Source organism: Bradyrhizobium oligotrophicum S58, assembly GCF_000344805.1.
GTDB lineage: Bacteria > Pseudomonadota > Alphaproteobacteria > Rhizobiales > Xanthobacteraceae > Bradyrhizobium > Bradyrhizobium oligotrophicum.
In genome coordinates this window covers 3809119-3835680 of the sequence record NC_020453.1, presented here as the reverse complement: position 1 = coordinate 3835680, position 26562 = coordinate 3809119, and the positions used below count along the sequence as shown (strand labels likewise).

The following is a 26562-nucleotide window of genomic DNA, read 5'->3' as shown; positions in this document are numbered from 1 at the left end:
GGATCCGGCCGTAACCGAACCCAGGAGATCAGCGCTTCGAGAACTGGAAAGAGCGGCGGGCCTTGGCCTTGCCGTACTTCTTACGCTCGACGACGCGCGAGTCGCGGGTCAGGAAGCCGCCCTTCTTGAGGACGCTGCGCAGCTCCGGCTCGAAGTTCGTCAGCGCCTTGGACAGGCCGTGACGGACCGCGCCGGCCTGGCCGGACAGACCGCCGCCGGCGACCGTGCAGATCACGTCGTACTGCCCCTTGCGGGCGGCGACGACCATCGGCTGCTCGATCATCATGCGCAGCACCGGACGGGCGAAGTAGACTTCGATGTCGCGGGTGTTGACGGTGACCTTGCCGGAGCCCGGCTTGATCCAGACGCGGGCGACCGCGTCCTTGCGCTTGCCGGTGGCATAGGCGCGGCCGAACTTGTCGACCTTCTTCTCATACTTCGGAGCGTCCGGCGCGGTGACGGCGCCCTTGAGCTGCGACAGCTGATCGAGAGACTGGATGCTTTCGGCCATCTTATGCGGCCCTCGTGTTCTTGCGGTTCAACTTCGCGATGTCGAGCTTCTCGGGGCTCTGCGCCTCGTGCGGGTGATCGGGGCCGCCATAGACACGCAGGTTACCCATCTGCACGCGGCCGAGCGGCCCGCGCGGGATCATGCGCTCGATAGCCTTTTCGATCACGCGCTCGGGGAAGCGCCCCTCGAGGATCTGGCGCGCAGTGCGCTCCTTGACGTGGCCGACATAGCCGGTGTGCTTGTAGTACACCTTCTGCTCGCGCTTGCGGCCGGTCAGCACGGCGTGCGCGGCATTGACGATGATGACGTTGTCGCCGCAGTCGACGTGCGGCGTGTAGATCGGGAGGTGCTTGCCGCGCAGCCGCATGGCGACCAGCGTGGCGAGACGACCGACGACCAGACCCTTGGCGTCGATCACGACCCACTTCTTCTGGACCTCGGCCGGCTTTGCCGAAAAGGTTTTCATGAGAGATTTCCGTGAAAGGGAGATTGCGGCGCGGTGACGCGCCGAACTGGTCGCAGCTTCTAGAGAAGCCGCCTGCATTCGTCAACGCCATCCACGAGAAATTAATACAGTAAAAACAGAGACTTGTAAATATGGTGCAATAATACCCTCGAAATCATCACGCGTTCGGAATGGAATAGGTGGCCGTGACGTGGGCGATCGGATCGGGCGATTCTCCTGACAATAGCGTGACTTCGCCGACCGCCAGCCGCTTGCCGAGCTTCAAGATCCGTGCCTCGGCCAGCACATCGGCGCCGGCCGCGCCCTTGCGCAGGAAGTTGATGTTGAGATTCGTGGTCACGGCGAGCCCGACCGGCCCGATCGCCGACAGCAGCACCACGTACATCGCGAAATCGGCCAGCGCCATCAAGGTCGGCCCGGAGACCGTGCCGCCGGGGCGCAACATGCGCTCGTTGAAGCGCTGGCGCATCCGGCAGCTCCTGCCGTCGGCGCTCTCGATCGAAATGTCGCCGCCGGTCCGGAACGCCTGCGGAAATTCCGCGTGCAGGAACGCTTCGATGTCCGCTGGTGTCATCTTCGCTGTCATGTCTCCCCCTGCTCTGTCGCCTTGCCTTCTGTTACATTAGCCGCAACGACGCGCCCACACGGAAATCGCCAAACGGAAACCGCAATGCCTGCTCCTGCCCTCGCCCATGCCGCCGATGCGCCGATCCTGTTGCGCGAGATGGCGGGACCCGTCGCGGTGCTGACACTTAACCGGCCGGCGCAGCGCAACTCGCTGTCGGAGCCGCTGATCACGGAGCTGCATCAGGCCCTGGCTGAGATCGGTGCCGACAAGGCCGTGCGGGCCGTGGTGATTGCAGCGAACGGCCCGGCGTTCTGCGCCGGACATGACCTCAAGGAGCTCACCGCGCGTCGCAACGATGCCGATCGCGGACGCGCCTTCTTCGCCAAGCTGATGAACGCCTGCAGCGCCATGATGCAGGCGATCGTGCAGCTGCCCAAACCCGTCGTCGCCTCCGTGCAGGGCATCGCCACGGCCGCCGGCTGTCAACTGGTCGCGAGCTGCGATCTCGCCGTGGCCTCCGAGGCGGCAGCCTTCGCTACGCCCGGCGTCGATATCGGCCTGTTCTGCTCGACGCCCATGGTGGCGCTGTCGCGCAACATCAGCCGCAAGCAGGCGATGGAGATGCTGCTGACCGGCGAGCCGGTGCCGGCCGCCCGCGCCCGCGACATCGGCCTCGTCAACCGCGTGGTCGCAGCCGGCACGGAACGCGATCAGGCGATTGCGCTGGCACAACAAGTGGCGCTCAAATCCGCCTACACGGTCAAGCTCGGCAAGGAGGCGTTCTACCGCCAGGCCGAAATGAACCTTGCCGACGCCTATCGTTATGCGGCAGAGGTGATGACGCAGAACATGCTCGCCCGCGACGCAGAGGAAGGCATCGGCGCCTTCATCGACAAGCGGACGCCCACGTGGCGGGATGAGTAGTTTACCCCGCACTTTCCCCCGTCATTGCGAGCGCAGCGAAGCAATCCAGAGTCCCACCCGAGCCCCTGGATTGCTTCGTCGCTTCGCTCCTCGCAATGACGGTCTCACTAACTTCGTCATTCCGGGGCACCCAGAGGGCGAGCTATGATGCGCAATTGCGCATCTGAGAATCCATACTCCCGATCGTGGTTATGGATTCCGGGCTCGTGCTGCGCACGCCCCGGAATGACGACAACGAGTAGAAGCGCACGCCCATGAATCACGACACCTATCCCGACGACTACATCCGCAGCATCCTGAACGGCGTGAAGGTGATCGCGATGGTCGGCGCCTCGCCATCGGAGATCAGGCCGAGCTTCTTCGCGTTCAAATATCTGGTGCAGCGCGGCTATGACATGATCCCTGTGAACCCCGGCCATGTCGGCAAGAGCCTGATGGGCCGGCCCTTCGTCGCCTCGCTCGCCGACATCGGCCGTCCGCTCGACATGGTCGACATCTTCCGGAGCTCCCAGCACATCATGCCCGTGGTCGACGAGGCGCTGAAGCTCTCACCCTTGCCGAAGGTGATCTGGATGCAGCTCGGCGCACGTGATGATGCGGCGGCCGAGAAGGCCGAGGCCGCCGGGATGAAGGTGGTCATGAACCGTTGCCCCAAGATCGAATACGGCCGGCTGTCGTCGGAGATCTCCTGGATGGGCGTCAACTCCCGCACCATCAGCGCCAAGCGCGCGCCGATCCCGACCCAGGGCATGCGACTGTCTCTCAACCGCACCAGCGTCGGCGGCGGCGCCACCACAGCGGCCGACCGCGCCGCAAAGGACAGAAGCGATCCCACGTAACGCATCTGCGAAAGGAACGTGTCGCTTCAGTGGCGCGACACAGCAACGCATTTCAAATCCGATTGTTTGTCGCAGCCCACCTTGACGCCATCCTGGCCGGTGGCAAATGTCCTTCGCCGGGATGACGTGGAGGCGCACAAATGCGCGCTGTCGACACCGTCTCCCATCATCCACCCTGCCGGCCGGCGCCGCCGCGCGAGGGATCAAGTCAAGAGGAAACATCATGACCGAACGTGCTCCGGGATTTGCCACCCTCGCCATTCACGCCGGCGCCCAGCCCGACCCGACCACCGGCGCGCGGGCGACGCCGATCTATCAAACCACGTCGTTCGTGTTCAACGATGCCGATCATGCCGCCTCGCTGTTCGGCCTGCAGGCGTTCGGCAACATCTACACCCGCATCGGCAACCCGACCAACGCGGTGCTGGAGGAGCGCGTCGCCGCGCTCGAAGGCGGCACCGCCGCGCTCGCGGTCGCCTCGGGCCATGCCGCGCAGGTCGTGGCCTTGCAGCAGCTTCTGTCCCCTGGTGACGAATTCATCGCCGCGCGAAAGCTCTATGGCGGCTCGATCAACCAGTTCACGCATTCGTTCAAGAGCTTTGGCTGGAACGTGGTGTGGGCCGACACCGATGATGTCTCGACCTTCGAGGCTGCGGTCAGCCCGCGCACCAAGGCGATCTTCATCGAGTCCATCGCCAATCCCGGCGGCAGCATCACCGACATCGAGGCGATTGCCCAGGTCGCGCGCAAGGCCGGCGTGCCCTTGATCGTCGACAACACCTTGGCCTCGCCCTACCTGATCCGCCCGATCGACCACGGCGCCGACATCGTGCTGCACTCGCTGACCAAGTTCCTGGGCGGCCACGGCAACTCGATCGGCGGCATCATCGTCGATGCCGGCACCTTCGACTGGGCCGGCAGCGGCGACAAATATCCGATGCTGACGCAGCCGCGTCCGGAATACCATGGCATTCGCATCCACGAGACCTTCGGCAATTTCGCCTTCGCCATTGCTTGCCGTGTGCTCGGCCTACGCGACCTCGGCCCCGCGCTGTCGCCGTTCAACGCCTTCCTGATCCTCACCGGCATCGAGACGCTGCCGCTGCGCATGCAGAAGCACTGCGACAACGCCAAGGCGGTCGCCGACTATCTCAACAAGCATCCGGCCGTCGCGTCGGTGAGCTATGCCGGCCTGCCCGAGGACAAGTATCACACGCTGGCGCGCAAATACTGCCCGAAGGGTGCCGGTGCCGTGTTCACCTTCTCGCTCAAGGGCGGCTACGATGCGGGCGTCAAGCTGGTGTCGAACCTGAAGCTGTTCTCGCATCTCGCCAATGTCGGCGACACCCGCTCGCTGGTGATCCACCCGGCCTCGACCACCCACAGCCAGCTCGACGATGCCGCCAAGATCAAGGCCGGCGCCGGCCCCGACATCGTGCGCATCTCCGTCGGCATCGAGGACAAGGAAGACCTGATCGCGGATCTCGAGCAGGCGCTGGGGGCGTAGGCCGAGAGACCTTCCTGCCGATCGCGCCGCGAGCCCGGCAGGTCGAGAGGCGAGCATCGCTCTCTCCACGTCATGGCCGGGCTTGACCCGGCCATCCATCTCTTCGGCCAGGCGGGCGGGTCGAGCCCGGGCATGACGAGAGACCAAGAGCGGCACGTCCAAACAAAGAGAGCGCGGCGGCCCCCCTGGCCTTCCGCGCTCTCCTTCGTCCCACGGTCAGGCCGTTGCCGGCTTCTCGGACCGCGCCCTCGTTAACTCGTCATCTATCTCAGCACCGCCAGCAGCATCGCATGCGCGGAGCTCGTCAGCGGAAACTCGGCGGTCGCGATCGACCGGCGCACCGTCAGCGCCTGGCGACGTGCAGCGTCCTCGTCTGCATTGGCAAGACGTGGTTGCGACGATTCAGTCCGTGACAGCAGCCTCTGACGTGCGGACGCCGACATCACGATGACCGACATGCTCGAAACCCTTCTGGTCTGAGACTCTGATGAAATGCAGCAGAGATTTCGCCCCGGACGCGGGCATTGGCCGCTCGCGTCAGCCAGCCTTCAAAATCGCCGGCGGCCGTAAGCTTGCACCAGCAGAACTTAACGAAAGCTGAAAAATCCCGTCCTTCTACGGGTGATTGCAGCCGGGTTCCGAGGCTGGAAGGTTTTCGTTAACCATAAAAGGCCCATCCTGCCCGCCATGGAATCGCGCGGGCGGCTCCGGCGCAGCCATCGACACCGAGGTCGAACGGCAGCGCGCGAGCCGTCCAACAGAGGCAAGGAGAGCAGAATGCGAACGTTGGTGATCATGATGCTGCTGGCAGCCATCGCGGCGAATGGCGTCGTGCTCGCAGCCGACCTGCCCGCCGTTCACGACAAGGTCGTCCACTACAAGGCCCGCCGCGCCGTGAAAGCCCCGCCTGCGGTTGTCGTGGTGAAAGACCAGGACTCGCTGATCTCCCCGATGCTGCCCTCGACCCCGCTCCTGCTCGGCCGCCAGGAACTGCCCGGCTATTACGGCCGCGCCTTCTCCTACGACTACCAGGGCCCGTATTACGGCGGCGACGGCTATACGAGCTACATGTTCCGCCTGCCTTATGCCTGCGGCGTGACGGGGTATTGCTGAGAAGATTTCATCCAGCCGGGCAAGAATATGTGGGCGCCCCCGCGGCCGATACGTATTGAACGAGACAAGGGCTCGCGCATAGCCCAGACGCCGGGCGGCGCGCGACGAAGCCACTGATCTCCAATCTCCAGCGCTTGATTCATCTCCGGACAATGGCTTGGATTAACTCGATAGGAGTCGGATCAGGAAAAAAGGGATTGATATGTCGCCTACGCTTCAATCCATCATCATTCCAACCGGGATGCTCAGCATCACATCCGCATCTTTCTACTTTTGCGTCGGGTTGACCAAGAAGCGGGTGCCCGTTTGGAAAAGAAATGCGACATTCTGGTTCTGTAGGTCGGTCTCGTTGACCGGCCTCGAAAAACGAGCAAAGAAGATCTGGATGGAGAAGCTAGGTTATAACGAAGCTGATGCCCTGATCATTTCCGACTATCAGTCGTTGGCCTAATTCCTCATAGGGCTAGGCAACGTGACCTTTGCTCGTAGGTGCGTTTTCCTTTTCTAAGCGAACGCTAGAGCCCCGCAGTCTTCTTCAGAGTCTCGTTGGCGCGCACGCCAGCCAGTCGCCTTGAAAAGCTCGACGACGGGAAGGCATCATGAGGCCCTCCGCACAACTCCCAAAGCGCTATTTCGCAGCCTCGATCCGCTCAATATCTTCCTTGAGGAGCGTGTTGACCAATTCGCTCAGCGACACGCCCGAGCGCTGGCAAGTCCGGCCAGGTGATCCAGGATATCTGGCTCCAGATGCACGGGCGGGATCATTCGCGCGTCCTTGCGAAAGAACTTGGCCCGCTCCGCATTCGAGAAGTCATACTCGCTCCTCATCGAAAGCCCCTCACTCCGCAGCGGCTACACGCACTTCGAGCTGCACGCCCGTCTCGGCCTGCAACGCGTTGATTACAGCAAGCAGGTTCTCGGCCGTCGGGTTGCCCGAAGGACCAAACATTCGCATCAGACTCTTCGGCGGTCGGCCGAGCGCCTTGCTCAACGCGTCAAAGCCAATTGTTGCATTGATGTAGGCACGCAGGCCGGCGCGCCCGTCATCGACCTCTCCGCACAGCAGAGCGCTTACGGCCTCCTGGAACATCGCTTCGCGAAAAGCCGGATCGCGTTCCGCGCGCGCTTGCACCGTCTCTCGGAAGTCCCTCGTCAAAGCCATGCTCGGCTCCCATCAGCTGCGAGCTTTGTAGTCGCGCCATCGTTTCAATGCGGCTTCGATATCGTTCTGTTGCCGCCGTTTGGTGCCGCCGCCCAGCAGGATCACGAGCGTCCTGCCCTGCCATCCGAAATACACCCGATAACCCGGTCCACGATCAATCCGCACTTCGGCCGCGCCCTCGCCGATCGCCTTCACGTTCGAGGTGTTGCCGTCGGCAACACGGCTGATCGCAATCGTGACGAAGGCGGCAGCTCGTGAATCGAGAGCGTCAAACCAGCGACGAAACGGACTGTCGCCGTTCTCATCAAGATATTCCCGGACCCAATCATTGGTACCCTATGCGTTACCAAAGTTGAATACAGAAAACCCGCCTGTCGCCCCGCTGGGTGCAGCACGGGAAATAGTCTTGCCAAACCGCCCAACTCAGTTTATGTTCTCTTTCTGTTCCTATCCAGCCGAGGGGCGCTTCCGGATCGTCCAGTTGCGTGGGATTGGGAATGCGGTGGACGTGGTGGGCCGTGCGTGGACGAAAGTCTGCGCGGACGAGCGGCCCGTCATGGACGGCGAAGTCGCGTGGTCCTGGCGCCCCGATGCTGGCGCCAAGTCTCGTGCCGGTGCTCACGCATCGCGCGAGGTGACGGGGGCAAGACAGCCCGGTCCCCGGGGAGATCGCGTATAAGCGTTAAAACCATCGCGCGGGGAAGGCCGGGTGTTCCAGGCCGTACCTGTGGTGACCGCCGCGTGCGCTTTTTGTTGCACGCGGGCCATGGGTGCCGGCCAGGCATCCGGCCTTCCCCGCGCCCTCGCGTTTTTCGAGGGCGAAACGACCGGCATGGCTCGGCGCTGTCAGCGCGCGAGGATGAGAGCCTGTGTCCTTTGACTGAGGAAGACGATGATCGCACCTCACACTCAGTCGTCATCCCCGCGAAGGCGGGGATCCAGTACGCCGCGGCCCATCGAGGACTCACAGCCGTCTCTGGGATACTGGATCGCCCGGTCAAGCCGGGCGATGACAGCGGAGATTGGCGCACAAAATGACGTCAAGCGAGGCGGAAAACCAATGCCTCCACGTCATTGCGAGCGAAGCGAAGCAATCCAGAGTCGTGGGCGGGACTCTGGATTGCTTCGTCGCTTCGCTCCTCGCAATGACGAAGGAGAAGCCCTACCCCGCCTACCCCGCGGCCACCGCCGCCTGCGGCACCGCGACCGCAACGACCCGCCGCGGCGACAGTCGTTCGGCCTGCAGCACGGCGAAGGTCAGCACGATGATGGCCGTGCCCTGATGCAGCAGCGCCAGCGAGATCGGCACCAGCGCGAGCAAGGTCAGAATGCCGAGCACCGCCTGCACCAGGATGGCCGCGAGCAGCCGGTGCGCGCCGCGCACGACAGTGCGGCCGGCGCCCGCGCGCATCACGTCGAAGGCGTGCCACGCCGCCAGCGCCAGCAGCGTGTAGGCGGTCATGCGATGCATGAACTGCACCGTCAAATCGTTCTCGAACAGGTTGATCCACCACGGCGACTGGATCCACAGATTGGCCGCCTTCGGGATCAGGCTGCCGTCGATCTCAGGCCACGTGTTGTAGATGAGCCCTGCCCGCAGGCCCGCGACCAGCGCACCGAGATAGAGCTGCACGAAGGTGACGCCGACCAGCACCCAGGCCATCAGCCGCAGCCGCGCCGGCACCTCGGCCTCCTCGCGCGGCGCGAGCCGCCGCAGGGTCCAGACGATCGCGGCATAGATCAGAAGCGCCAGCGACAGATGCGTCGCCAGCCGGACCTGCGACACTTCGGTGCGCTCGGTCAGGCCCGAGGCCACCATCCACCAGCCGACCGCGCCCTGCAGCGCGCCGAGGCCGAAGATCAGCCACAGCCTTCGGCCGAGCGGGCCGGATACGGCGCCGCGCCACAGGAACCACAGGAACGGCAGCAGATAGACCATGCCGATGACGCGGCCGAGCAGCCGGTGGCTCCACTCCCACCAGAAGATGGTCTTGAAGTCGTGCAGGCTCATGCCGGCGTTCATCTGCCGGTACTGCGGAATGGTCTTGTAGGCTTCGAAGGCCTCAGACCAGGCCTGCTCCGACAGCGGCGGCAGGCTGCCGGTGACCGGCTTCCATTCGACGATCGACAGCCCGGATTCGGTCAGCCGCGTCGCCCCGCCGACCAGCACCATCAGCGCGATCAGGCCGGCCACGATGAGCAGCCAGATGCGGATCGCGGCGAGGTCTCTTGGGTGAGGAACCGTGGTCATGGATGTTGAGCGCTCGATTGAACCGGGGCTGGCAGGCCCTTATAATCCCGGGGAAATCGCGCGCAAGCCGCGCCGCCCCCAGCCAAGGCTGACAATCCCGTCATGACGATCCGCACCCGCAAATTCCTCGGCGCCGTCGCGCTGCTCCTGCTCGCCTTCGCCTGGTCGATGATGGGCATGGTGATGGCCCAATTCCCCCTGATCGCCAATTCCGGCTGGCTGCAGGCGGTGTATTACGTCGTCGTCGGCATCGGCTGGGTGCTGCCGGCGATGCCGATCGTGAGCTGGATGCTGCGCCCTGACCCGGAGCGACAGCAAAGCTGATCAACCGAGATCGAGCTTGGCCAGCGGCGCAGATTTTTCGCGCGGCAAGGTGACACCGGCCATCAGCACCTTCAAGGCGCGCAGCGAGCGCGAGCGGCCGTCCCAGGCGATCCGCGGCAGCATGTGCAGGTTGGTGCGGCCCTCGCTCTGCACGACACCGCCGATGCTGGAAGCCGCGCTGACGAAGCCCGCCTGCTCCGCGAGCACGACGTCGCTGCGGCGGAAGCTGTCGCGATCGCCGAACGGATAGGCCATGTGCCGGACCGGGCGCCGCAACGCCGTCTCCAGCACCGCCTTGCCCATCGCGATCTCGCGTTGCGCCTCGGCATCCCTGAGATTGGCGAGCAGATGATGATGCACGGTGGCGCTGCCGATCGTGACGTTGGGATCGGCGGCAAGACGGGTGATGTCGGCCCAGTCCATCGACGCCTCGCGCGTCAGCGCGGCAAGGTCGACCGAATGGCGCGAGCAGAGATCGCGAATCGCCACCGACAGCTCGGCCGGAGGCAGCTTGCGCAGCCAGCCCGCGAGATAGGCGAACAGCTCGTATTTCTCGGCCGGCGTGAACACGTTGAAGCGCTGCTCGCGATGGTCGATCACGAGGCTGATGCGGGCCTCGCGCGTGATCACAGCCTCCAGCGCCAGCCACCAGGCCTCGCCCAGCCCGTCCGGAAACGCCGAGGGCACATAGACCGTGAACGGCACGCCATGGCGGGCGAGCACGGGATAGCCATGCGTGATCAGGTCTTTCGCCGCGCCGTCGAAGGTGATGCAGGCGAAACGGCGGCTCTGGGCCAGCCGGACCGAGCGGTCGCAGGCCTCGTCGAGCGAGACGATGTCATAGCCCCAGCGCTTCAGCGCGCGGATCACCTTGTCGAGGAAGCCGGGCGTGATCTCGGCCTGCTTCAGCGGCTGGAACGCGCCGCTGCGCCGCGGCCGCACCCGCTCGAAGCGCAGCACGGCGCCGGCGCCGCCGGTGGCGCGCGAGGCGGTGAGCGTGCGACCGCTGAAGTAAGCCAGCTCGAGCCGGGCACTGCGCAGCCACCTGTTGTCCGACGACAAATCCTTACGTCCCTTCCGAAAGATGCACTTGAAACCAAGCCGCCCGCGCCCACCTGATGGTTTCAGACCATGGCGCGATCACGTCGCCATGGGATGTTAAGATCATCGCGCCTTAAGATCGCGTGGCCGGAGCCGATTTGGACAGGTCTTTCTTCATCCCTTTCCCGTTTTGGGACGATGTCATTGCCATTACCTTTTGTTGAGACTTCTTTGCGAGGGTCTGCCGACCCTAAGCAACAAAATCCCAAGACGATATCCACGACAACGCGAGCTGCGCGATGACCATGGCCGCCGTGATCGAGAGCCGGACGGCGCAGGCGCCTGCGCGGCGGCTGCCGTCGGGGCTCGCACGCGTCGACATCGTGTCGGATCTCGCCGCCGCCGAACCGATCTGGCGCGCGCTCGAAGCCTCCGAACATGTCTCTACGCCCTACCAGCGCTTCGACCTGCTGAGCGCGTGGCAGCGTGACGTCGGCGCGCGCGAGCATGCCACGCCGTTCATCGTCGTCGCCCGTGACGCCGAGCAGCGCCCGCTTTTGCTGCTGCCGTTGACGCTGCGGCACAGCTTCGGAGTCAGCATAGCGACTTTCATGGGCGGCAAGCACACGACCTTCAACATGCCGCTGATGGATCGCGACTTCGCCGCGCGCGCCAACGCTGGCGATCTCGACACGCTGCTCGCGGGATTGCGTGGCCATGGCAGCGTCGACGTCCTCGCTCTGGCGCAGCAGCCGCGGCGTTGGCGTGACCTCACCAATCCGTTCGCGCAATGGCCGCACCAGCCCTCCGTGAACGACTGCCCGGTGCTGTTGATGCCGCCGGGCGCCGCACCGACCGCGCTGTTGTCGAATTCATTTCGCAAGCGGCTGAAGAGCAAGGAAAAGAAGCTGCAGGCGCTGCCCGGCTATCGCTACCTGGTCGCGGAGAGCGACGCCGAGATCGCCGAATTGCTCGACTGGTTCTTCCTGACAAAGCCGGTGCGGATGGCCGAGCAGAAGCTGCCGAACGTGTTCGCTGAACCAGGCATCGAAGCCTTCGTGCGCCACGCCTGCATGGCCAGGCTCGGCTGCGGCCATCGCGCCATCCAGATTCACGCGCTGCGCTGCGATGACGAGATCATCGCGCTGTTCGCCGGCGTCGCCGACGGCAACCGCTTCTCGATGATGTTCAACACCTACACGCTGTCGGAGAATGCGCGCTGGAGTCCAGGACTGATCCTGATGCGCTCGATCATCGATCATTACGCGCAAAAGGATTTTCGCGCGCTCGATCTCGGTATCGGTTCGGACGACTACAAGCGGATGTTCTGCAAGGACGACGAGCCGATCTTCGACAGCTTCGTGCCGCTCACCGCGCGTGGACGGGGGGCCGCGGCGATGATGGCGGCGGTCGGCTGGGCCAAGCATGCCGTCAAGCACAGCCCTGCTCTGTTTCGCCTCGCGCAGCGCCTGCGCGGCGCGCTGCAGCCACGCACGGGCGCCGCGAAGGACGACGATTAGGCGGCGACCCCGCGCGCGCCTGGCTGATTGCGGTTGGCACTCTCGACCGGCGCCTTCAGCATGGTGACGGCGCCAAAGCCAACCTCGCGCAGCTGCTCGCTCATCTGGCTGCGCGCCTCGGCGGGCATGTTGGGATCGGGCACGACGACGGCGCGCGCGCCCGCGGTCAGGAGTTCGGCCGGCAGGTCGGAGGCATTGCCGGCGTCGAGCAGCACGTGATCGTAGACGCGCAGCAACGCGTCGATCGCGAGCGCGAGCCGCGGCGATTGCAATTGGCCGCGGTCGGCGCCGGGACGGCCGGCGTTGACCAGATGCAGCCGCGAGGCCTGGTCCTTGGTGATGATGGAAGAGAAGGATGCCTCGCCCAGCATCAGTTCGATCAGGCCCGGTGCGGCCGGATCGACCGAGAGGCTTGCGAGCATCTGCGGGCTGCCGGCGAGGTCGACCAGCACCACGCGGGCCTCACGGGCCAGGGTGCGGGCGATGGAGAGCGCGGTGACCGTGACGGCCTCGCCGCCGGCCGTGCCGAGCACGGTGATCTTGCGGGCGCCGTCGCCTGCGGCGAGCAGGCCGGCTGCGAGCTGCTCGATCTCGCTCAATGGCGGCGTCGGCTTGGCCGCCTCGAGCGCCGGCGCCTCGGCTGGCTGCATGGCCGTCGCGGGCGGCTCAATGGGCGCCGCACGCGCCGCCTCGACCGGCGCCGGCGTCGGAGGTGGCGCAACGGCGGCCGTCGTGTGGACCGGACGCGCGGAGATCATCGGCTCCACCCGCGCCGCAAGCACCATGACATCCGCCATGTTGCCCATGGCCGGCGCCGGGTTCGCCGCGCGCGGCGCCGTGAGGCGGAGCAGCTCGCCGGTGATGACCACGCCCGCGGTCAGCATCAAGGTCGCCAGCGTCGCGATCAGCACGATCGGCAGCTTCTTCGGATACGCCGGCGTATTGGACACCACCGCCCGCGAGATGATCCGCCCTTCCGCTGGCGGCGTATCCAGCGATTCGCGGGTGTTCGCCTCGCGGTATTTGGCGAGATAGGATTCCAGCAGGTCACGCTGCGATTTGGCCTCGCGCTCCAGCGCCCGCAGTTGCACATCCTGACCGTTGGTGGACGTGGCCTGCTTCTTGGCCTGGTCCAGGCTCTGGCTCAGCATCTGCACCCGTCCTTCGGCGATCCGCGCATCGCTGTCGAGCGAGCGCGAGATCTTGCCTGCTTCGTCGCGGATCTGACGGTCGAGATCGGCCAGTTGCGCCTTCAGCTCCTTGATGCGGGGATGGTTGTCGAGCAGCGTGGACGACTGCTCCGCGAGCTGCGCGCGCAGATTGACGCGCTGCTCGGACAGCCGCCGCATCAGCTCGGAATTGACCACCTCGGACGCCTCGATCGGCTGCCCGCTCTGCAGCATCTCCCGGATCAGCCGCGCCTTGGTCTCGGCATCCGATTTCAAGCCGCGTGCATTGTTGAGCTGGGTGCTGGTCTCACCCATCTGCTGATTGGAGAGTGAGGTGTTGTTGGTTCCCATGAACGAGTTCGACTTGGCACGGAACTCCTCGACCCTCGACTCCGCTTCCTCGACCTTCTTGCGCAGGCTCTGGATCTCCCCCGCCAGCCACTGGCTGGCCGACCTTGCCTGCGCCTGGCGGGCGTTCTGCTGAACGACCAGATAGCCGTCGGCGATGGAGTTGGCGACCTGCGCGGCCAGCGCCGGATCCTGCGACTGGAATTCGACGACGAGGACGCGCGACTTGTCGACGGCATAGACGGTCAGACGCTCGTAGTAGGCGTCCATGACGCGCTCGTCCGGCGACATGGCGAGAGGATCCTTGACCAGCCCCATCATCGCGGCGATCGACTTCACGGGCGATACGCCGCGCAGGACCGGATCGAACTCCGGCAGCTCGCCGAGCTTGTTCTTCCGGATGATGTCGCGGGCCAGATCGCGCGACAGCACGAGCTGCACCTGGCTCGTGACCGCCTCGGCATCGAGCGCCGTCCGCTCCTCGGCGCGCTCGCTGCTCGGGCGCAGGAACGTGTTCTCGCGGCCGTCGATCAGAATCCGCGCCTCGGACTTGTACCGCGGTGTGATCATGTTGACCGCGGTGACCGCCAGGGCCAGTGCGAGCAGTGTCGGAACGAGGATGAAGCCACGCTTTCGTGCCAGCGCGCGACCGACCAGCCGGATGTCGAGATCGCCGGACGGTGCGGTCTCCACCGCAGAAGGCACGCTCGTCACAGGTCGGACGGAGGCTTCGTCAGCCTTCGTCTTCTTGCCGGCACGCCAGAACGCCAACCGCATCATCCACTCCCGCGAGACCTACGCCACGCCGCTACCATACGTGGTACAATTACACTCCATTAAGGTTGCTGGCGGGTTAATCGAACCGCCCGCAGCCGCAACGATCATGATCGTCGCCGAACTTAGTTAGGATGAGCTTGGGCCAAAACGTCACAATGTCCTGATGAGCTGTTCTCAAGCGACCAAGAGTGAAGCTTTGTTAACCATCAGCCGTTTATGCAGACTGCAGCCATCAAAGGAATTAGGGACGAGAGGCGCCCGTGCTTCCTCTATCCGCCAGTCGTCAGATCAGCTCGCGCAGCGATGCCTGGCAAAAGCATGTGCAAACCGACAGCGCGGGCGAATCTGACATGTCGCCCTCGCCGGACAAGCCTCTGAAAATCCTTCACGCGGTCAGAGCCCCCGTTGGCGGCATCTTTCGACATATCCTCGACCTTGCCAACGGCCAGGTCGATCGTGGGCACGAGGTCGGCATCATTGCTGACAGCCTGACCGGCGGCGAACGCGCCGATGCGGCGCTGGCGCTGGTTGCACCGCGTTTGAAGCTCGGGGTCCATCGTGTTGCGATTCATCGGGAGCCATGGCCCACCGACATCATGGCGCTCCGCCACTTCCATGCGATCGCCCGCAAGCTCGGCCCCGACGTGCTGCACGGCCATGGCGCCAAGGCTGGCGCGTTCGTCCGCATGCTTCCGCGCCATCCGGGGACCATCCGCATCTACACGCCTCACGGCGGCTCGCTGCACTATCCACGCAACACGCTGAAAGGTGCGCTTTACGGGCGGCTCGAACGCGCGCTGATGAACCGGACCGACCTCTTCCTGTTCGAGAGCGCCTTTGCCCGCGATACCTATGTGCGCATGATCGGCCACCCCCAGGGGCTGGTGCATTGCGTGTTCAATGGCGTGACCGCCGGTGAATTCGATCCCGTCACCCCCGCCAACGATCAGACCGACCTCGGCTATGTCGGTGAGTTCAGGCACATCAAGGGTGCCGATCTCCTGATCGATGCGCTGGCGCAACTGCACGCCAATGGCCGGCCGCTGACGCTCACCTTGGGCGGCGATGGCGAGGAGATGAGCCACCTCAAGGCTCAAGTCGAGCGTCTCGGCCTGACATCCTCGGTGCGTTTCATCGGGCATGTGAAGGCCCGCGACGGATTTTCCAGGGGGCGCCTGCTCGTCGTTCCCTCGCGCGGCGACTCCATGCCTTATGTCGTGATCGAGGCTGGAGCTGCCGGGGTCCCGATGATCGCAGCCAGGGTCGGCGGTATCCCCGAGATCTTCGGACCGCATACCGAGGCGCTGTTCATGCCGGGCAACGCGACTGCGCTTGCTGACGCCATCGCGGCCGCGCTGGACGACCCCGCCACGGCACAGCTTCGCGCCAGGGCGCTGCGCGAGCGCATCTTCCAGCACTTTTCCCAGAAGGCGATGGTCGAGGGCGTGCTCGACAGCTACCGCGAAGCATTTACCAAGACCTGACCCCATTCACCATCGCTAACCGTTTCTTCCGATTTGGCCCCTAATCCCGCCGATGGGGAATTTCCCCCGGCGCTATCAGCGCTTACATGACCACAAATACTAACAAACATAATCCGGGCTTGTACGACTGTGGAACCGATCAACGCTCGCTCGATGCTGGATGCTGCCGCCGCCACGGCCGCATCGACCGCCGCGGCCGGCAAGCCGGCCGTTGAACGGCGTCGCCGCCTGTCGCCGGCGGCACTGAAGGTCGCCGATCAGAAGGTTCACCGCGCCTACTCTCCGATAGTCCTCGCCGGCATCGTCCGCATCGCGGATTTCGTGCTGCTGAGCGTTGTCGGCAGCGCCGTCTACTTCGGTTACGTCGTTCCGCTCAGCGGTTTCCATTGGGAGTATCTCGTTGCCATCGTCGGCCTGGCCGTGAGCGCGGTGGTGTGCTTCCAGGCGGCCGACATCTATCAAATCCAGGTCTTCCGCGCCCAGGTGCGGCAGATGACGCGGATGATCTCTTCCTACTGCTTCGTCTTCCTGCTGTTCATCGGGTTGTCCTTCTTCGCCAAGATCGGCAGCGAAGTCTCCCGCCTTTGGCTGGCCGCCTTCTTCTTCGTCGGGCTCGGCGCGCTGATCGCGAGCCGCGTCGTGCTGCGCAACCTGATCCGCAATTGGGCCAGGCACGGGCGTCTCGATCGCCGGACGATCATCGTCGGCGCCGACCAGAGCGGCGAAGATCTGGTACGCGCGCTGAAGGAGCAGGACGATTCCGAGATCGAAATCCTCGGCGTGTTCGACGATCGCAATGACTCCAGGTCGCTCGAGACCTGCGCAGGCGCCCCGAAGCTCGGCAAGGTCGATGACATCGTCGAGTTCGCCCGCCGCACCCGCGTCGACCTCGTCTTGTTCGCGCTGCCGATTTCGGCGGAGACGCGCATCCTCGACATGCTGAAGAAGCTCTGGGTTCTGCCGGTCGACATTCGGCTCTCGGCCCACACCAACAAGCTTCGCTTCCGGCCCCGCTCCTATTCCTATCTCGGCGCGGTGCCGACGCTCGACGTGTTCGAGGCCCCCATCACCGATTGGGACCAGGTGATGAAGCTGCTGTTCGACCGGCTGGTCGGCGGCCTGATCCTGCTGCTTGCCCTGCCGGTGATGGCGCTGGTCGCGCTCGCGATCAAGCTCGACAGCCCGGGGCCGGTGCTGTTCCGGCAGAAGCGGTTCGGCTTCAACAATGAGCGCATCGACGTCTTCAAGTTCCGCTCGCTCTATCATCACCAGGCCGACCCCACCGCCTCCAAGGTCGTCACGAAAAACGATCCGCGCGTCACCCGCGTCGGCCGCTTCATCCGCAAGACCAGCCTTGACGAGCTGCCGCAGCTGTTCAACGTCGTGTTCAAGGGCAATTTGTCGCTCGTCGGCCCCCGGCCGCATGCGGTGCAGGGCAAGCTGCAGAACCGGATGTTCGACGAGGCCGTCGACGGCTACTTTGCGCGCCACCGCGTCAAGCCCGGCATCACCGGATGGGCGCAGATCAACGGCTGGCGCGGCGAGATCGACAACCAGGAAAAGATCCAGAAGCGCGTCGAGTTCGACCTCTATTACATCGAGAACTGGTCCGTGGTGTTCGATCTCTACATCCTGCTCAGGACGCCGCTGGCGCTGATGACCCGGAGCGAGAACGCCTATTGATTTCGGGGATCCGGATCGGGCGCAAGCCCGCTTCGCGTCTGTGCAAGGCCGATCCCGCCGCGTGTTGCGTATGAGTGTGAGTCCGCGATGACCTATACGGCGGCAGCCGGAGAGCTCACGTCGAGGCCGATCGCCCCTCCGGGCGTGGTCGCTCTGCAGCGCGCGCTGGTGTGGCTCGTCGGCGCGTCCGGCGCGATCGTGTTCATCGAGCCCAGCCCTTACGAGATCGTGACGCTGGCCTCTGCGGCGGTGTTCATTGCAACCGGCCTGCGCCTGCGCCTCGTCTTCCTGCCGCTTCTGCTGCTCCTGTTCCTGGTCAATCTCGGCTACACGCTCAGCGCCATCCCGTTGCTGGACGATTCCAAGATCGCAAACTGGATCGCCACGTCCTGGTACATGGCGTTCACGGCGATGTTCCTGGCCATGGTGACTTCCGAAGACACCGCGGCGCGACTCGACATGCTCAGGCGCGGCCTGGTGATGGGCGGCGCCATCGCCGGGCTCGCAGGTGTCGCCGGCTATTTCCACCTGGTGCCCGGCGGCTACGATCTCCTGACCTTGTATGGCCGTGCGCGGGGCACCTTCAAGGACCCGAACGTACTCGGCGCATTCCTGGTCCTGCCGGCGCTGCTCGCGCTGCAGAACGTCGTCACAGCCCGCTTCGTCGCGACCTTGCGCGCCGGCTTTGCGCTCGGCGTGATGGCACTCGCGATCCTGCTCGCCTTTTCGCGCGCCGCCTGGGGCGGATTGGTCCTCACGGCCGCCTTCATGCTGGCGTTGATGGTGCTCACCAGCAGCTCGCCCCGCGAGCGTTCCCGCATCATCGTCATGACGCTCGCGGCCGCGGTTGCCGGCATCGTCCTGATCGGCGTTCTGCTCTCGATCGATTCCATCGCCGACATGTTCAAGCAGCGGGCGAGCTTCGACCAGAGCTACGACGAAGGCCGGTTCGGCCGCTTCGGCCGCCACATCCTCGGCGCCGACATGGCGCTCGACCTGCCGTTCGGAATCGGGCCGCTGCAGTTCCACAACTACTTCCCCGAGGACACCCACAACTCCTATCTGAACGCCTTCATGTCGGGCGGCTGGCTGTCCGGCATCTGCTATCCCGCCCTTGTGTTCACCACCGTCATTCTCGGCTTCCGCTATCTGTTCGTGCGCGTGCCGTGGCAGCGCACCTACATCGCGATCTTCGCAGCCTTCCTCGGCACCGTCGGTGAAAGCTTCATCATCGACACCGATCATTGGCGGCACTTCTTCCTGATGCTCGGCACGATGTGGGGCATGATCGCCGCCACGCGCTCCCATCAGGCCGGGGCTAGCCGATCCGCAGCGATCGGCCCGCACGCCACCGCTCTTAGTCCTCCACCGTGAACGTCAGGCCGGCGTGATCGACCAGCCGCTTGATCAGGCTGTCGCCGAGCGCCGCGCCCGGAGTCCAGAACCCGCCCTTCACGCCGGCGCCGTCGCGCAGCAGGCCGACGGCGCATTCGCTGATCATCTTCGCCGTCAGGCCATAGCCGGGATCGCCCTCCCCCTTCACCGACGCGCGAACGCGCCGTCCGTCGGGAGACGCTGCGACGTACAGCAGGTCGAAATATCCGTTGTCCCGCATCTCCTTCGAGGGCCCCTCTCCGACCCTGGGCGCATTCGGGCCGGTCTTCTCGGCATTGGCCGCCATCACCAATTTGGCGTTGGCCTGGCCCTGCTCCCCATCGCCCGTCAACACCATCTCGTCGTAGACAAAGTCCTGGCCGTAGGGAAACCCCATCAGCATGTTGGCACGATGGACGTTGCGCGTGTTGACCAGCGCCATCGCAAACGGCGCAGTCCAGGACTGGAAGTCCTCCTCGTAGAGCGGCCGGTTGGCAGGTGGCTGCTTCGGCCCCTTAAAGCCTGGCGTCAGCGCGAACGGGTCCTTCATGATCGCCACAAGGCTCAAATCGGCGGTCAGTGCCGCCGCTGTCGCCTTGGCGCTCGCTGCAGTACCGCCCGAGAGCGAGCCGCTCATGCCGCGAATGCGGCCCTTCACGCGCGCCTGTGGCGCGCCGACCACCCGCTTCGCCTGCTCCTGAACGAACAGCACGCCGAGCTCGAACGGCACCGAGTCGAAGCCACACGAGAACAGGACTCTTGCGCCGCTGTGCTCCGCCCGGGCTTGGTAGTTTTCGATCATCTGGTGCATCCACAGCGGCTCGCCGCAGAGATCGACATAGTCGGTCCCCGCGGCCACGCAGGCGGTGAGCACATCGGTCCCGTAGAGCTGATAGGGACCGACCGTGGTCAGCACCAGTCTAGCCTGATCGACCATCGCGCGAATGGAGCGGGGATCGCTGGAATCGGCCACGATCAGCGGCAGGTCAGCCGGCGCTCCGATCGCATCACGCACCTTGGCGAGCTTGTCGCGGCTGCGTCCGGCCATCGCCCAGGTCAGCCTGGTTTCACTGCGATCGTGCGTGGCGAGGTACTCGGCCACGAGTTGGCCGGTGAATCCGGTCGCCCCATAGACGACGATGTCGAATTTAGCCGACGTCATCTTTGCTCCCGGGACCAATGCGGATCAATTCCACCGCTTTCAGTCCTCCACCGTGAACGTCAGGCCGGCGTGATCGACCAGCCGCTTGATCAGGCTGTCGCCGAGCGCCGCGCCCGGAGTCCAGAACCCGCCCTTCACGCCGGCGCCATCGCGCAGCAGGCCGATGGCGCATTCGCTGATCATCTTCGAGGTCGAGCCGTAGCCGGGATCTCGGTCGCCCTTCACGGACGCGCGGACCTGGCGGCCGTCGGGGGCGATCGCGACAAAGAGAAGATTGTAGTAGCCGTTCTCCCGCTCCTCCTTCGAGGGCCCCTCGCCGGGCTTCGGCGCGTTCGGGCCGGTCTTCTCGGCATTGGCGGCCATCACCTTCTTGGCGTTGGCCTCGCCCTTCTCGCCCGGACCGGTCAGCACCATCTCGTCATAGACGAAGTCCTGGCCGTACGGAAAACCCATCAGCAGGTTGGAGCGGTGGACGTTGCGGGTGTTGATCAGCGCCATCATGAACGGCGCGGTCCACGACTGCAGATCCTCCTCATAGACGGGCTTGTTGCCGGACGGCTGCTTCGGGCCTTTGAACCCCGGTGTCAGGGCGAACGAGTCCTTGAGGATCGATACGAGGCTCAGATCCTTGGCGACCGCATCGAACGTCGCCTTGGCGCTCGCCGCGGTGCCGCCCGACAACGTCCCGCTCATGCCGCGGACGCGACCTTTCACGCGGGCGGCCGGCGCGCCCAGCACCTTCTTCGCCTGCTGCTGCACGAAGTAGACGCCGAGCTCGAACGGCACGGAATCGAAGCCGCAGGAGAACACGATGCGCGCGCCGCTCTTCTCGGCGGTCGCCTGATGCTTGTCGATCATCTGCCGCATCCACACCGGCTCGCCGCACAGATCGACGTAATCGGTGCCGGTTTCGGCGCAGGCGGCGACGAGTTCGTTGCCATAGAGCTGATACGGCCCGACCGTGGTCAGCACCAGCTTCGTTTGCGCCACCATCGCCTGCAGTGACGCGGGATCGGAGGCGTCGGCTGCGATCAGCGGCGTATCGGCGGGCGCGCCGATCTCGTCACGGACGGCCGCGAGCTTGTCCAGGCTGCGGCCGGCCATCGCCCAGCGCAGCGACGCGTCGCCGCGATATTGCGTCGTGAGATACTCAGCGACGAGCTTGCCGGTGAAGCCGGTGGCGCCGTAGACGACGAGGTCGAATTTGGAAGACGTCATTCTTGTTTCCTAGCGATCCGCTGCAGTTTTGATTCTCCGTCATTGCGAGGAGCGAAGCGACGAAGCAATCCAGAGTCGCGTCCACAGCCCTGGATTGCTTCGCTTCGCTCGCAATGACGGAACATGTCATTTCTTCCCATACGACACGCTCATGCCCGCACGCACGTCGTTCTGGATGCCATAAGGCGCGATCGGATAGCGCAGGCCGTTCTTGGCGAGCTGCTTCATGCCGGCGATCGCCTTGGCGAGATCGGCGGGCTTCAGCGCCATCAGCATTTCCTCGTCCGGCACGCCGCCATAGCGGCGCTCGGCGAAGCATGGCAGCGACAGGCTCGGCTCGCCGGTCTTCAGCGCCCGCCCCCAGGAATCCGCACACGCCGTCTCGCCGACGACGCCCCATTCGAACTTCTTGTAGCCGACATATTGCAGGCCGTTGATCAGGATGATCATCTGCCCGGGCGTCGCATAGACGAGGCAGATGTCCGGCGGATCGAGCCGCCCGCTCAAAAGCGGGCTCACCGCCATCGCCTGGTAGCGGCCGAACGGCACGACATCGAGCGCCTCCTGGCGCTTGCGCGCATCCTCGGCCGTGCCGTGCCAGACCCCGACATAGTTCTCACCCTTCAGCCAGGTGTCGTCCTGCGGGCCGAGCCCGATCACAGCGCGGCATTGCGCCCCGACCAAATCGTCACCGGTGATGCCGACGGTCCAGCCGAGGCGCGAGGCCATGCTGACGATCTGATCGGTGGTGTGCACGGCGTTCGGGCGGCGGATCTTCTCCACGGCCTCCATGTCCTCGACACGGGCGAACATTTTGATGCCGATGACGGTCGTCTTCAACCGCAGCAGAGCGTTGAGGTCGGCGACCATCGCCGCTAGGTCGAGCCGTTCGGAGGCGTTCGTCTGCTGCATATGGCGCTCCCTCTTTGCCGCACGGTCGAAGCCTGCGGTGTCTGGCCTCGCGAGGCGTGGTTCGACTTCGCGGCGCTTGTTAGACGCTCGCGGCCCGGGAGGCCAGCCCTTCCGCCGCCCCGGCTCGCACGCCGTACCATGATCCTTCTCGATATCACGGGAATCACTTATGAATTTTGGATTCTCGGACAGGATCCAGCGATGAGCCGCAGCGACCGGAAGGAAGGCGCCAAGAGCGCGACGGCCGGCCCGGGTAGCGGGCCTGCCTTGTCGCCGGCCGCGCTCTATGAGGCTGGCCTGCATCACCTCGGCGGCGGCCGTCTGCTCGACGCCCAGATGTGCTGCGAGCAGGCGCTGGCGGCGGATCCGAACCATGCGGACAGCCTGTATCTGATGGGCATCGTCGCGCTGCGAACGGGGCAGTACGACCACGCGGTGGCGTGGCTGTCGCAGGCGATCCGTCAGACGCCGAAGATCGACTATCTCACCAGCCTCGGCTTCACCCTGAAGCAGATGGGCCGGCTCGACGATGCGTTCGCGGTGTTCGACAAGGCGATCCAGCTCAAGCCTGATGATGCCGAATTGTGGAAGCATCTCGGCGGCGTGCTGCAGGCGCTCGACCGCAGCGCCGAGGCGCTGCTGAGCTACCAGCACGCGCTGACGATCGACCCCGCGCACCGCGAGGCCGCGTTCCAGAGCGGCCTGCTGCTGCACCAGCAGCAGCGTTACGAGGAGGCGGCCCGCGCCTTCTCGGCGTGTCTCGAGCGGCAGCCGGACGACGTGCCGGCGCTGCAGATGCGCGCCAGATGCGTCCGCGAGCTGAAGCGCTACGACGACTATCTGGCAGATGCCGAGCGCGTGCATGCGCTGACGCCGGACGATCCGCTGGCCTGCAACAATCTCGGCGATGCGTTCGTGTGTCTTGGCCGCTGCGCCGACGCGCTGCCCTGGTTCGACCGGGCGCTGGCGCTGCGCCCCGACTTCGTCGAGGTGTTGCTCAACAAGGGCTTTGCACTGTTGCAGCTGCTGCGCTTCGCGGATGCGGCGGCCGTCTACCGGCAGATCCTCGCCATCGAGCCCGGCAACGCCAAGGCGGCCTGGCAGCTCGCCCATATCGAGCTGCAATGCGGTGACTTCGTTTCCGGCTGGGCCCGGCGCGAGGCGCGCTGGAACATGCCGGACTTCTCGCCCGACTATCCGCGCTTCGTCGAGCCGAAATGGCTCGGCAAGGAGGACATCGCCGGCAAGACCATCCTGATCGAGGAGGACGAGGGTTTTGGCGACAACATCCAGTTCGCGCGCTATCTGCCCATGGTCGCGGCGCGCGGCGCCAAGGTGATCCTGGTGGTGCGCGAGCCGCTGCGAGCGCTGATGGCCGGCATCGAAGGCGTCTCGCAGTGCCTCGCCTTCGCGCCGGACCTGCAGCGGCCGGCCTTCGACATGCACTGCCCGGTGATGAGCCTGCCGCTCGCCTTCGGCACCACGCTCGACACCATCCCGCCTGCCAGCTATCTGCCGCCGCTGCCGGCCGATCGCATCGCGGCCTGGGAGGCGCGGCTCGGACCGCACGACCGGCTGCGCGTCGGGCTGGTCTGGTCCGGCAACCCGCACCAAGCCAACGACCGCAACCGCTCGATGCCGCTTGCGACCCTGCTGCCGCTGCTCGATGTCGAGGCTGATTTCTTCAGCCTGCAAAAAGAGCTGCGGCCGGCGGACAGGACGCTGCTCGCGCAGCAGAGCCGCATCCGCGACGTCAGCGCCGAGCTGACCGACTTCGCCGACACCGCCGCCTTGATCTCCTGCCTCGACGTCGTCGTCACCGTCTGCACCAGCGTCGCGCATCTCGCCGCCACGCTCGGACGGCCGACTTGGATCATGCTGCCTTATCTCGCCGACTGGCGCTGGCTCAGGGATCGCGACGACAGCCCGTGGTATCCGAGCGCTCGCCTGTTCCGGCAGGATGAGAGCGGCCGCTTCGAGCCTGTCGTCGCGCGCGTACGCGGCGAGCTTGCGGCAAAGGCGGCCGGCTTCAGCAAGACAATCGCTTAGGCCGGTCCGGGAAACAGATCGTCGGTGCGGCCGCGCAGGCGGTAGGCCAACAGTCCAACCCATTCGCGTACGGCGATGTCCGCGCGCCGCAGCCCGAGCAGCGAGATGCCGTCGAAGTCGAGCACGCGGCCGACGCGCCAGTCCACCGGATAGGGCTCGACCGGAAAGCCGGCTTTGCGGAACAGCCCGACCGAGCGCGGCATGTGATAGGCCGAGGTCACCAAGAGCCAGCGCTCGCCCGGTTTCGGCGCGATCATTGCCTTGGAAAAGATCGCATTCTCGTAGGTGTTGCGCGACTGCCGCTCCAGCAGCAGCCGCTCCTTGGGCACGCCTAGGCTGAGCAGGATTTCGGCGCCGACGTCGGCCTCCTTGGCCTCGGTCGCGATCAGGTTGGCGCTGCCGCCGGTGAACAGGATGCGCGCATTCGGATAGCGCCGCGCCAGCACCGCTGCCTGGATCACCCGGTCGGCGCCCGCCACCGTCACCGGCATGCCGTACATCACGGAGAGATCGGAATCGACCGGGCCGCCGAGCACGATGATGCCGTCCGGCGCGCCGTTCGCCGGGTCCCATTTCGGAAACCGGCTCTCCAGCGGAGCGAGCATCAGGCTGCCGAGCGGCGTCAGGCCCACGATCGCCAGCAGCAGCATGGCACACACTACGAGCCTGCGGCCGAGCACGGCGAACCGGGTCAGCATCAGGATGGCGCCGAGCAGCCCCAGCGCGATCATGAAATTGGTCGGCAGCGCCAGCAGGCCGAGCGTCTTCGACAGGACGAAAAACATACCGAGCTCCGGCGCGGGGTGAATGGCCACGGCCGCCCTCATACACGACAGCCGCCATGCGTCGCCATCCCTCTGCGGCGGCGCGCGGATGCGCTATGCTTGGCCCTGCACCGGCACGAATGAGAGGACCATGACCCATCACCATCTGCACGCGAGCCCAGAGACCTGCCATTGGGGCTTCTTCGAATCCCGGCTGAAGCCGGTGCTCACGGTCGATAGCGGTGACGAGGTCACGATCGACACCATCAGCGGCGGGCCGGACGTGGTGCCCGACGCCACCAAATTCCACGTTCCTCCTGAATTGCTGGAGGTTCATGCCCGGAGCGAGCGCATGCTCCCCGGCCACATCCTCACCGGGCCGATCGCGGTCAGGGGCGCCGAGGTCGGCGACATCATCGAGGTGGACATCCTCGACGTGCAACTGCGCCAGGACTGGGGCTACAATCTCATCCGGCCGCTGGCCGGCACCCTGCCCGACGATTTCCACGAAAGCCGGCTGCTGAACATCCCGCTCGACAGGGAGCGGATGGTGGGCCAACTGCCATGGGGGCTGGAGCTGCCGCTGGCACCGTTCTTCGGCGTGATGGGCACCGCACCGCCACCGGCCTGGGGCCGCATCACCTCGCTGATCCCGCGCGCAATGGGCGGCAATCTCGACAACAAGGAGCTCGGCGCCGGCGCCAAGCTGTATCTGCCGGTGTTCGTGCCGGGCGCGCTGTTCTCCTGCGGCGACGGCCACGGCGTCCAAGGCGACGGCGAGGTCTGCGTCACCGCGATCGAGACCGCGCTGCGGGGCCGCTTCCGCCTCACCGTGCGCAAGGACCTCAAGTTCGACTATCCGCGCGCCGAGACGGCGACCCACTACATGACGATGGCGATGGATCCCGACCTCGACCAGTGCGTGGTGCGCGCGCTGCGCGACATGATCGTGCTGCTCGGAGAGAAGCGCAATCTGTCGCGCGAGGACGCCTACACGCTCTGCAGCCTCGCCGCTGATCTCAGGGTGACCCAGACCGTCAACGGCTCCAAGGGCATTCATTGCATGATCGCGAAGGCAGTCGTGCACGGGTGAGAGAACTTGGTGTGTGGCGCACTAGTGCGGCTCGCTCCGCTGTCGTCCCGGCTACGTGCGCAATCGCGCACGTGGCGCCGGATCCATAACCATGGGCGAACGTCACCGCGCGACCGGGCGATCCAGTATTCCCGAGGCCGCAATGATTGAATCGAGACGCCGCGGCGTACTGGATCGCCCGGTCAAGCCGGGCGATGACATCTGAATGAGTGGTCGGCATCTCGCGCAAGCCACGCTCCCACGTTCTCGCGGCATATCCTGCCCGAGTCATGATGCAGCATCTCACCCTCATCAAGTCGGAGG

At 65.3% G+C, this 26562-nt stretch carries 23 protein-coding genes and 1 pseudogene; 11 read left to right on the top strand and 13 right to left on the bottom strand.

Going from position 1 to position 26562, the window contains the following annotated elements; all coding sequences use genetic code 11:
- Positions 1-28 precede the first annotated feature (28 nt).
- The 3 genes from rpsI to S58_RS16515 all read right to left on the bottom strand — a co-directional run bounded on the left by rpsI (position 29) and on the right by S58_RS16515 (position 1563).
- On the bottom strand, positions 29-511 hold the full coding sequence (gene rpsI, locus S58_RS16525; RefSeq protein WP_006611043.1) for a 30S ribosomal protein S9: 483 nt from the start codon (positions 509-511) through the stop codon (positions 29-31).
- Position 512: 1 nt separating this feature from the next.
- Complete coding sequence (gene rplM / locus S58_RS16520; protein WP_015666486.1) at positions 513-977, bottom strand: 50S ribosomal protein L13; 465 nt, start codon at positions 975-977, stop codon at positions 513-515.
- A gap of 157 nt (positions 978-1134) precedes the next feature.
- Positions 1135-1563 (bottom strand): PaaI family thioesterase, encoded by a 429-nt coding sequence (locus S58_RS16515; protein ID WP_015666485.1) that lies wholly within the window; start codon positions 1561-1563, stop codon positions 1135-1137.
- Between the two features lie 84 nt (positions 1564-1647).
- On the opposite strand from S58_RS16515, the gene S58_RS16510 reads away from it, so the two are divergent.
- From S58_RS16510 to S58_RS16500, 3 genes are all read left to right on the top strand, one after another.
- Entirely contained in the window at positions 1648-2469 is an 822-nt protein-coding gene (locus S58_RS16510) for an enoyl-CoA hydratase (RefSeq protein WP_015666484.1), read from the top strand.
- A 254-nt stretch (positions 2470-2723) separates the two neighbouring features.
- Positions 2724-3308 (top strand): CoA-binding protein, encoded by a 585-nt coding sequence (locus S58_RS16505; RefSeq protein WP_015666483.1) that lies wholly within the window; start codon positions 2724-2726, stop codon positions 3306-3308.
- 223 nt (positions 3309-3531) lie between these two features.
- Positions 3532-4815 (top strand): O-acetylhomoserine aminocarboxypropyltransferase, encoded by a 1284-nt coding sequence (locus S58_RS16500; protein WP_015666482.1) that lies wholly within the window; start codon positions 3532-3534, stop codon positions 4813-4815.
- 263 nt (positions 4816-5078) lie between these two features.
- On the opposite strand, the gene S58_RS16495 is transcribed toward S58_RS16500, so the two are convergent.
- Positions 5079-5273: a hypothetical protein gene (locus S58_RS16495; RefSeq protein WP_015666481.1), complete on the bottom strand. Its 195-nt coding sequence runs from the start codon at positions 5271-5273 to the stop codon at positions 5079-5081.
- Positions 5274-5592: 319 nt separating this feature from the next.
- On the opposite strand from S58_RS16495, the gene S58_RS16490 reads away from it, so the two are divergent.
- The gene (locus S58_RS16490; protein WP_015666480.1) at positions 5593-5928 is read left to right on the top strand and encodes a hypothetical protein; all 336 of its coding nucleotides are present in this window, start codon (positions 5593-5595) and stop codon (positions 5926-5928) included.
- 838 nt (positions 5929-6766) lie between these two features.
- Here S58_RS16490 and S58_RS16480 read toward each other — a convergent pair.
- The 3 genes and pseudogenes from S58_RS16480 to S58_RS16470 form a co-directional block, all read right to left on the bottom strand.
- Positions 6767-7090 (bottom strand): transcriptional regulator, encoded by a 324-nt coding sequence (locus tag S58_RS16480; RefSeq protein ID WP_015666479.1) that lies wholly within the window; start codon positions 7088-7090, stop codon positions 6767-6769.
- Between the two features lie 12 nt (positions 7091-7102).
- Positions 7103-7375: pseudogene (locus S58_RS16475) on the bottom strand (type II toxin-antitoxin system RelE/ParE family toxin); the annotation flags it as partial.
- Between the two features lie 886 nt (positions 7376-8261).
- A complete protein-coding gene (locus tag S58_RS16470) occupies positions 8262-9341 on the bottom strand; it encodes a COX15/CtaA family protein (protein ID WP_015666476.1) in 1080 nt (359 codons plus the stop codon).
- A 102-nt stretch (positions 9342-9443) separates the two neighbouring features.
- Between S58_RS16470 and S58_RS16465 the strand changes: the two genes are divergently transcribed.
- Positions 9444-9665 (top strand): DUF2842 domain-containing protein, encoded by a 222-nt coding sequence (locus S58_RS16465; protein ID WP_015666475.1) that lies wholly within the window; start codon positions 9444-9446, stop codon positions 9663-9665.
- On the opposite strand, the gene S58_RS16460 is transcribed toward S58_RS16465, so the two are convergent.
- Complete coding sequence (locus S58_RS16460) at positions 9666-10727, bottom strand: polysaccharide deacetylase family protein (RefSeq protein ID WP_015666474.1); 1062 nt, start codon at positions 10725-10727, stop codon at positions 9666-9668. It abuts the gene before it with no gap.
- Between the two features lie 278 nt (positions 10728-11005).
- Between S58_RS16460 and S58_RS16455 the strand changes: the two genes are divergently transcribed.
- Complete coding sequence (locus tag S58_RS16455) at positions 11006-12226, top strand: GNAT family N-acetyltransferase (RefSeq protein ID WP_015666473.1); 1221 nt, start codon at positions 11006-11008, stop codon at positions 12224-12226.
- Here S58_RS16455 and S58_RS16450 read toward each other — a convergent pair.
- A complete protein-coding gene (locus S58_RS16450; RefSeq protein ID WP_042340775.1) occupies positions 12223-14520 on the bottom strand; it encodes a GumC family protein in 2298 nt (765 codons plus the stop codon). The two genes, S58_RS16455 and S58_RS16450, sit on opposite strands and share 4 nt — an antisense overlap.
- 350 nt (positions 14521-14870) lie before the next feature.
- On the opposite strand from S58_RS16450, the gene S58_RS16445 reads away from it, so the two are divergent.
- From S58_RS16445 to S58_RS16435, 3 genes are all read left to right on the top strand, one after another.
- Positions 14871-16004, top strand: a complete 1134-nt coding sequence (locus S58_RS16445) for a glycosyltransferase family 4 protein (RefSeq protein WP_015666471.1) — start codon at positions 14871-14873, stop codon at positions 16002-16004.
- 153 nt (positions 16005-16157) lie between these two features.
- On the top strand, positions 16158-17687 hold the full coding sequence (locus S58_RS16440) for an undecaprenyl-phosphate glucose phosphotransferase (protein ID WP_015666470.1): 1530 nt from the start codon (positions 16158-16160) through the stop codon (positions 17685-17687).
- Positions 17688-17774: 87 nt separating this feature from the next.
- Positions 17775-19061, top strand: a complete 1287-nt coding sequence (locus S58_RS16435) for an O-antigen ligase family protein (protein WP_015666469.1) — start codon at positions 17775-17777, stop codon at positions 19059-19061.
- On the opposite strand, the gene S58_RS16430 is transcribed toward S58_RS16435, so the two are convergent.
- From S58_RS16430 to S58_RS16420, 3 genes are all read right to left on the bottom strand, one after another.
- Positions 19045-20223: a saccharopine dehydrogenase family protein gene (locus S58_RS16430; protein WP_015666468.1), complete on the bottom strand. Its 1179-nt coding sequence runs from the start codon at positions 20221-20223 to the stop codon at positions 19045-19047. The two genes, S58_RS16435 and S58_RS16430, sit on opposite strands and share 17 nt — an antisense overlap.
- Positions 20224-20262: 39 nt before the next feature.
- On the bottom strand, positions 20263-21441 hold the full coding sequence (locus tag S58_RS16425; protein WP_015666467.1) for a saccharopine dehydrogenase family protein: 1179 nt from the start codon (positions 21439-21441) through the stop codon (positions 20263-20265).
- Positions 21442-21567: 126 nt separating this feature from the next.
- Positions 21568-22353: a DUF169 domain-containing protein gene (locus S58_RS16420; RefSeq protein ID WP_015666466.1), complete on the bottom strand. Its 786-nt coding sequence runs from the start codon at positions 22351-22353 to the stop codon at positions 21568-21570.
- Positions 22354-22554: 201 nt separating this feature from the next.
- On the opposite strand from S58_RS16420, the gene S58_RS16415 reads away from it, so the two are divergent.
- Complete coding sequence (locus tag S58_RS16415; RefSeq protein WP_015666465.1) at positions 22555-24402, top strand: tetratricopeptide repeat protein; 1848 nt, start codon at positions 22555-22557, stop codon at positions 24400-24402.
- On the opposite strand, the gene S58_RS16410 is transcribed toward S58_RS16415, so the two are convergent.
- On the bottom strand, positions 24399-25187 hold the full coding sequence (locus S58_RS16410; protein ID WP_015666464.1) for a YdcF family protein: 789 nt from the start codon (positions 25185-25187) through the stop codon (positions 24399-24401). The two genes, S58_RS16415 and S58_RS16410, sit on opposite strands and share 4 nt — an antisense overlap.
- Before the next feature lie 130 nt (positions 25188-25317).
- Here S58_RS16410 and S58_RS16405 point away from each other — a divergent pair, with 130 nt between their 5' ends.
- Positions 25318-26259 carry an acetamidase/formamidase family protein gene (locus S58_RS16405; protein WP_015666463.1) on the top strand — a complete coding sequence of 314 codons (942 nt, stop codon included), beginning with the start codon at positions 25318-25320 and terminating at the stop codon, positions 26257-26259.
- Positions 26260-26562 lie beyond the last annotated feature (303 nt).